Below are 6,179 nucleotides of genomic sequence, written 5' to 3' on the forward strand. Positions count from 1 at the left end.
TAGATTTCTTTGTGTTAAAATGAGTGTGTGACATGAAGATTCTCTCCTTATACTATGTTGTGGTGACTTAAGTATAACGAATCTTCATGTCTTTTTTTAGTGTTGCGTTTCATCTTACAACACACCTAATAATTTAATTCACTGAAATATTTACTAGTAAAGGTTATAATAGAATGTAACAGGGACATAGGAGGTATTATATGAAATTAGGGATTTTAAAACCCAGTAATGCTGGAGAAAAGAGACTTACTCTACTACCAGAACACATCGAAGGCTTAGAAAATGATATATTAATCGAAGCTGGCTTTGGTGAAAGTTTAGAAATTACTGATAAAGAATATGAAGATAAAGGCTGTACAATACTTTCACGTAAAGAGGTCTATGAGCAAGCAGATGCTCTTTACTCGATGAAAGGTATACCGGAAGAGGAATATGATTTATTACAAGATAACCAAATTATCATTGGCTGGATCCACCCACAAGCCAAAGGTAAAGCATTCATGGAAGGGGTCGCAACTGATAAACATTTAATCATCTTAAATATTGATAACACACAACCAACCATTGCTTTTGAAGATAAGATTGAACCTATTCCATTTATCCGAAGTAACTTTACTTACAAAAACAGCGTTACCGCAGGTTATGTAGGTACCATTCATTCAATGTTAAGTTACGGTAAACTGTTCAGTTCGACAACGAATATCGCGATTCTTGGTTCGGGAAATGTATCTCAAGGTGCGATGAATGCTGCATCTGAACTTGGTGCTATTGATAATATTCGTATGTTCTACCGTAGTAATTTAGATGAATTTTATAAAACTTATAGTGAATACGATGTGATTATTAACGGAATTGCGGTAACTGATCCAACAAATCATATGTTAACTTATGATCATGTTAAAAACATGAAAAAAGGAACGCTTGTTGTTGATTTAGCCGCTCAACCTGGTGAAACCGTTGAATTCAGTAAAGAGACAACTTATGATGAACCATTACTTAAAGTGGACGATATCTTTGTCTACTGTATTCGTAACATCCCTTCATTAGTATACCGTACAGCAAGTGAAGTACTTTCTGAATCATTCACAAATTGGGTATTTAAACGCGACTTACAAGAATACATTGATCTAGCAAAAGAACATGGTTATAACATTAAATAAAGTATAGGTACCTTAAACTGAGTAACGATAAGTTATTCAGTTTTTTTGTTATCAATTAATAATCATTCATATTATTATATTGATATAATTAACATAGGATATTTTGACTAATTATCAAAAGGTGTTTTAAAAAAATTAAAAGTAATCCCAATACATTAAAGTGTTCGTTTGAGTGATTCTTATTTTAATTGCATTCACTTTACGCTATGTTCCAATAGTGATGCTTATCTTTTAATAGGTATTAATTTTTGGAAATCTAATCTTCGAAAGGGGTAGGTCTAAATAAAAATAAACTTATTAGTTTTTTACCTTTTCTAGTTTCCGTAAATTGACTATTTATTTTATTCAGTTTACCTTTGATAACTCTTTTCGCATTAGTTCATGTGATCGATGGCTATTTTTCCAATAATGAATTAGCGAATTCATCGTTATTATTTCGATTTAAAATCGCTTTTAAACAACTGTGGAGAAAAAGCCTTAAATTTGGTTCGATTTCTCTCCCTTTTATTTTACTCATTGGATTAGATTTACTCATTCTTAATTCAATTACAACTCAGAGTCCGCTCGTTATCACATTTAAATATGCTCTAATTTTTATTAGTCTCATAATTTACTGTATTTTTCATTTTTCACTTTATATTTTTGCAAATCATTCAGTTACATTGAAGAAATCTATAATAATTGGATTTTTACTGACGATTAAAAATCCTGTTATGTCACTACTGATAATACTAACGCATTTGATTATAATAGTGACCGCATTTTTCCAGGCTGGTCTAGGTTTGTTATTAATATTCAGCGCACCGATTTATATCGTAAATTATGTTTGTCACCGTTTCATAAACTTTGAGGAGGATTTACAATGAAAAAAATTATTAATTTATTAATCACCTTTGTAATGGCTTTTTCATTTATTAGTATAAAATAAGAGCTTCTGTTTCAGCTCAAGAAAATGGGGAAGTGGTTGAATTAGATTTCTGGACATTTTGGGGTTCAGAACCACGTCGGAATGTTGTTGGTCATTTGGTGGAATAATTTAACTTAAGGAGGAGCGTCATGCTAGAACATTACACAATGGCTTATGGGAAGAATCAAAAAGATAAATCGTATGATTTCTATCATTTATGGCAAGCGAATGAACAGGAAATTCAACAGATGCTTGATCAATTTGATATTCCTGAGGATTTTATAACGAGTGGTCTAGATTCTTACGAAGTTGCCCGGTGGGAGTCGTATAAAGGCGATGATGGAGATTTATACACCTTGGTACTCTTTAACTACCCCTTTAAAGAGCGAACACAAGACTTCCGTGACGTGTATCGTACTGCCCCTATCGCCATTGTATTTAAACCTGGTTTAGTCATTGTCACTAGTATCGATTCCTTAAAAACTCTCAATCGCATTACAGAAATGAGATTGAATTCTTTTAACGGCTTAGATGAGTTGGGCCTAGTATTGAATATACTATGGTTTATCGCCCGATTATTCATTATTCTTTTAGAGGAAATCGACCGAGAAATTCGGGATTTAGAATCAGATGTCACAGAGTCTACTAAAAATGAAATCTTTTACACGCAAATGAAATTAAATAAAGCGCTCGTCTTCTTTAATTCAGCCATTAATAATGATCGGGATGTACTAGAACATCTAAAAGAACAGTTTAACCAGTTAGATATTGAGGATAATGACTTGCAGCATCTGCGTGATGTTAATGTTGAATTGCATCAAGCGAGTGGCATGGTGCATGAATTGAAGCAACTCAATGAAAAAGTGAGCGATATCTTATCGAATGTGGTCAATAATAATATGAACCAAGTTATGCGCGTATTAACTGTATGGTCCATTATTTTAACAATTCCAACCATTATAACCAGCGCTTGGGGAATGAACGTTCCTGTGCCAGGTGAAGAGGCTGCATCTTCAATGATTATCATTGGTATTACTACTCTAATTTTAGTGTTAATTGGTTACTGGCTGTTTAAACGGAATAAATGGCTGTAGAAGTAAAGCGGTCACGGTGATTAAAGTGATTAAATTATATAAAAAGGACTCATTTACCCGTTTAACCAGGTAAATGAGTCCTTTTGTTTGTCTAACCTAATATTTCTTCAGCTAAGGTACGGGCAATTTCATTTAAGTTGTCACGATTACGACCTAATTCTAAGCGAATAATCGGTTCTGTAGCGCTCGAGATGAAGATATCAATTTCAGCATCTAAATCAGTTGTCCCTGCCGTTTCGATTGAGAAACGACTAATTGATTTATACGGAACACTTTGGATGTCACGCTTGCTTCCGACTCCTTGGATGTCAATTAAGATAAGACGTTTGTTAGTGAACACAATAAAGTCACGAATCAATTTGTATGTTGAAACAACTTCTTCTGATGACGTTAAAATATCTTGAATCACATTCATAGCACTCGCGTTATCGACTTTACCTGCTTTTCCTGTTAATCGATCAAATATTGACATGTCCATTCCTCTTTTCGTAAGTTTGTTAATCTAAGTATATCAGATTGCCTTACCGAGTTAAAAATTAATGCGTCGCTCCACCGATCACTTGAATATCGTCTTTATCATTGTATTCAACAATTGCTTTGATCGCTGCTTCAATTCCGCGAGCCATATCAGTTAATGACATTGCGGGTTGATTTGGTTTATCTAATACTTGTTCAGTCATGAATGGTATATGCATAAATCCTGCTTTTACTTCTGGGAACTCTTTATCAACTAAGTAAAGTGTTTGGTACATTATGTGATTACATACAAAAGTTCCAGCTGTGTTTGATACTGAGGCAGGAATGCCTACATTTTTCATCGCTTCTACCATTGCTTTAATTGGTAATTTTGAGAAGTAAGCTGGTTGGCCGTCTTCTTGAATAGCTAAATCAATCGGTTGGTTTCCTTCATTATCAGGAATACGGGCATCATCTTGATTGATTGCGACACGTTCTGGTGTTAAGCCCATACGTCCGCCCGCTTGACCGATATTTAAAACAACATCAGGTTTGAATTCGTTCATTTTCTCACGGACAACATCTGCAGATTTGTGGAAAACTGTTGGGATTTCCAATTTTTCAATCTCTGCACCTTTAATTGTATCTGGTAATAATTTTACTGCTTCTATGGCAGGGTTCATTGCTTCGCCACCAAATGGATCGAATCCTGTTACTAAAATTTTCATATAAAAACGCCTCCTATTAGATAAATGGTAAGTAGTACATTGAGATAACATGCACTACAATCATAATAAACGCGAATGGAACTTGGTCTTTAATGACTCCAAATTCACTCTTCATCTCTAATAATGCTACAGGTAATGCGTTAAAATTACCAGCCATAGGGGTCATTAAAGTCCCACAAAAACCAGCAGTCATTGCTAAAGCTCCTGCAATAATTGGATCCGCACCAAGTGAGAATACGAATGGCACACCAATTCCTAACGTAATAACGGTAAAGGCCGCAAAGGCATTCCCCATAACCATTGTGAATAACACCATACCTAAGACATATACTAAAACTCCCCAGAATCGACTTTCAGCTGGGATGACTCCTTGAACAAGTCCAGACACAACATCTCCAACACCTGCTGCAGTAAATACTGTACCTAAAGCACCAAGCAATTGAGGTAAAATACCTGTTGTTGATACCTGTTGAATCATGCGATCACTTTCTGGAAGCAATGTTTTTGGTCCACGACGAATAGTGAATAATAGTGTTATCGTCCCGATTAAAGCTCCAATACCTAAGACCGATTGACTTAATGCTGGGAAAATTTGGGCAATCAATAATGAAGATATCGCTAAAGTCATGACGGGTAAGAAAATACCATTACCTGTATTATCAGCATTCTCTTTAACTTCTTTTTCCGGTGTGGCTTTGATTTCTCCGATCGATACTTGTTTGAATAAAGTAATTACCCCAATGATCAACACTAATACTCCATTAATGATATTGGGAATATAACTACCACCAACGAATAGGACTCCTAGAATCGCCCAAAATAATGTCGTTCCGATACGTGTAGGATTCGTCTCATCGTTGAATACACGGTAAGCTGTATAAAGTAATTGTAAACCAATGACGATATACGTACTTTCTAAAACTGTACTTGCAAATTGTTCCATTGATTTCTCCTCCTACTTTTTAGCTTTCGCTTTTTTACGTAATTGACGGTCAAAACGCCAGTTGAAAATGGCAGCTAATACTAATGCAATCACTGCAATTGGGATTGACGCAATGGCTAATGAGCTTTGGTTACCGTTTAAACCTAAGTCAATCAATGTTGCACTGATTAATTGAATTCCGGCAGATCCTGCGAATGTATTTTGCGCAAAGAAGTTACCATAGTTATCCGCTGCAGATGCGCGTGCTTTAATTTTCTCAACGTCGTCTTCATCTAATTTATCATCCGTATCTGACTCCGCTGCTGCTTCTGCCATTGGATAGATCAATGGACGCACAAACTGTGGATGTCCACCAAGTCGAATTGAGAAAAATCCCGATAATTCACGAATCGCCTGATACACTGTAAACAAGCCACCTGTTGAGAGCCCTTTAATCTTTTCAATAAATCGAATCGCTTGTTCTTTTAGACCAAACGTCTCTGACAAGCCGATCATCGGTAAAGTTAAGAAGAACAAGGTTACAAAACGCTGGTTCGTAAATGCCTCTCCGAGTATCGTTAAAAATTCTATGAATGAAATGCCTGATACTAATGCAGTAACAAGTCCTGCGACAACAACAGTTGCGATTGTGTCAAATTTTAGAATAAAACCTAATATGATAATGACAATACCTATTAATTTAATCCATTCCATATCTATACCTCCTTAAACAATTTAAATTTTTTAAAATGTTCACCTATTTTACCATACATGAAACAAATTTGGAGAGTGTAAAATATTTTGTGTAAATAGAAAAAAGGAAGTCCCTTCTGTAGAATAGAGTTACCACACTAAATTCACAGAAAAGAGGACTTCCCTATGAACAATCTTACTACAGATATCTTACAGACT

The 6,179-nt window shown here is 35.2% G+C and carries 6 protein-coding genes; 2 read left to right on the plus strand and 4 right to left on the minus strand.

Features of this window, described 5'->3' with window-relative positions; genetic code table 11:
- Window positions 1-200 precede the first annotated feature (200 nt).
- Together ACEN33_RS11605 and ACEN33_RS11610 are read left to right on the plus strand one after the other, a co-directional pair.
- Window positions 201-1,160, plus strand: a complete 960-nt coding sequence (locus ACEN33_RS11605; protein ID WP_407095156.1) for a N(5)-(carboxyethyl)ornithine synthase — start codon at window positions 201-203, stop codon at window positions 1,158-1,160.
- A 1,056-nt stretch (window positions 1,161-2,216) separates the two neighbouring features.
- Window positions 2,217-3,161: a magnesium transporter CorA family protein gene (locus ACEN33_RS11610; RefSeq protein WP_407095157.1), complete on the plus strand. Its 945-nt coding sequence runs from the start codon at window positions 2,217-2,219 to the stop codon at window positions 3,159-3,161.
- Window positions 3,162-3,252: 91 nt separating this feature from the next.
- Here the strand turns inward: ACEN33_RS11610 and ACEN33_RS11615 are convergent, their stop codons facing one another.
- The 4 genes from ACEN33_RS11615 to ACEN33_RS11630 form a co-directional block, all read right to left on the minus strand.
- Window positions 3,253-3,633, minus strand: coding sequence for a PH domain-containing protein (locus ACEN33_RS11615; protein ID WP_407095158.1), 381 nt, complete (start codon window positions 3,631-3,633; stop codon window positions 3,253-3,255).
- A gap of 64 nt (window positions 3,634-3,697) precedes the next feature.
- Complete coding sequence (pcp, locus tag ACEN33_RS11620; protein WP_138404930.1) at window positions 3,698-4,345, minus strand: pyroglutamyl-peptidase I; 648 nt, start codon at window positions 4,343-4,345, stop codon at window positions 3,698-3,700.
- A gap of 16 nt (window positions 4,346-4,361) precedes the next feature.
- Window positions 4,362-5,288 (minus strand): DUF979 domain-containing protein, encoded by a 927-nt coding sequence (locus ACEN33_RS11625; protein ID WP_407095159.1) that lies wholly within the window; start codon window positions 5,286-5,288, stop codon window positions 4,362-4,364.
- 12 nt (window positions 5,289-5,300) lie between these two features.
- A complete protein-coding gene (locus ACEN33_RS11630) occupies window positions 5,301-5,981 on the minus strand; it encodes a DUF969 domain-containing protein (protein ID WP_407095160.1) in 681 nt (226 codons plus the stop codon).
- Window positions 5,982-6,179 lie beyond the last annotated feature (198 nt).

It is taken from the genome of Ruoffia sp. FAM 24228 (genome assembly GCF_045528575.1).
In the GTDB taxonomy this organism is placed as follows: domain Bacteria; phylum Bacillota; class Bacilli; order Lactobacillales; family Aerococcaceae; genus Ruoffia; species Ruoffia halotolerans.